At 66.8% G+C, this 1,363-nt stretch carries 2 protein-coding genes; both read left to right on the top strand.

All coding sequences use genetic code 11. The annotated features are described in order from the left end of the window. Positions 1-131 precede the first annotated feature (131 nt). Complete coding sequence (locus tag EKL94_RS22100; protein ID WP_126930647.1) at positions 132-644, top strand: KdsC family phosphatase; 513 nt, start codon at positions 132-134, stop codon at positions 642-644. Beyond that, positions 641-1,216: an LPS export ABC transporter periplasmic protein LptC gene (lptC, locus tag EKL94_RS22095; protein ID WP_126930646.1), complete on the top strand. Its 576-nt coding sequence runs from the start codon at positions 641-643 to the stop codon at positions 1,214-1,216. The genes EKL94_RS22100 and lptC overlap by 4 nt, the downstream gene beginning before the upstream one ends. Positions 1,217-1,363: the final 147 nt, after the last annotated feature.

Below are 1,363 nucleotides of genomic sequence, written 5' to 3'. Positions count from 1 at the left end.
ACAACTACGGGAAACCCAAACATCCCCCTCGTTTTTTTTTGTTGCCAACAAAGGGCGACACTCGAGCTTGGGGCCCGGCCGGTGGGCCAGGAAGTGTGTAAACGAGACAGCTCCCCGCCTTCCCCGCCCACCTGCACGCCGCCGCGGCCCGTATCCGCCTGGCCTGCTTCGACGTGGACGGCACCCTCACCGACGGTCGGCTGTACTACGACAAGGACGGCAACGAGAGCAAGGCGTACTTCGTGCAGGATGGCCTGGGCCTGAAACTGCTGGAGCAGCACGGCATCCACCCCGTGCTGATCACCGCGCGCAACAGCCAGTCCGCGCTCAAGCGCGGCGCCGACCTCGGCATCGACACCCAGATCGCCGTGGGCGACAAGCTGGCCAGCGTGCAGGCGCTGTGCGCGCAGCATGGGATCGGCCTGGAACAGGTGGCGTTCATGGGCGATGACCTGCCCGACCTGGCGCCGCTGGGCGCGGTCGGCCTGGCCGTGGCCCCGGCCAACGCCCATCCGTGGATCGCCGAGCGCGTGCACTGGCAGACCCGCGCCGAGGGTGGGCGTGGCGCCGCGCGCGAGCTGTGCGACATCCTGCTGGCCGCGCAGGGCCATGTGGACGCCGTACTGGCGAGGTTCGGCGCATGAACCTGCCGACCCTGAACTGGCGCACCGTGCTCGGCATCGGCCTGCTGCTGGCCGCCCTGCTGAGCAGCTGGGCGGCGCTGCGCAACCGCGACAAGGGGCCAGCCAGTGGCGGCCAGGAAGTGGGCGTGGATTACATCCTGCACGACTTCCAGATCGTCGCCCTGGATGAGCACGGCAAGGAATCGACCACCCTGCGTGCGCCGCTGCTGGAACGCCAGCGCGGTGACCAGACCATCAACATCGCCACGCCGTTGTTCGAGATGCCGGACAAGGATGGCAGGCACTGGACTCTGCGTGCCGAGACCGGCTGGCTCAGCGCCAAGGGCGACGAAATGAAGCTGCGCGGCAATGTCGCCGGCGACAGCCCGGCCGGCCCCGGCGCGGTGCCGACCACCTTCCGCACCGACCATCTGGACGTGTTCCCGAAGGAAAACCGCGCCCGCACCGACGCCCTGGTGACCATGACCCGCCCAGGCATGGAACAGTCCGGCGTCGGCTTCGAAGTGGATTCGAAGAACAACACGTATCATTTCCTCAGCCAGTCCAAGGGCCGCTACACGCCCAAACGCTGATTCCGCCGCCAGCCTGCGACGTCTCCGGACCTGTCTCGTTTCCAAACCTGGCGCGCCCCCGTACCTCGCGGTCTGAGGCTCACGGGTGGGGGGGCCCCGGCAAAAAAAAAGGACACCCGTCAAAAAAACAAAAAAGAACAAACAAAA

It is taken from the genome of Stenotrophomonas maltophilia, from assembly GCF_003970865.1.
Classification (GTDB): Bacteria; Pseudomonadota; Gammaproteobacteria; order Xanthomonadales; family Xanthomonadaceae; genus Stenotrophomonas; species Stenotrophomonas maltophilia_AR.
Note: the sequence above shows the minus strand (reverse complement) of the source record. Positions and strands in the feature narration are given on the sequence as shown.

Excerpts from the sequence above, each read along its gene's own strand:
- lptC (WP_126930646.1), top strand. The coding sequence starts at position 641 with ATGAACCTGCCGACCCTGAACTGGCGCACCGTGCTCGGCATCGGCCTG.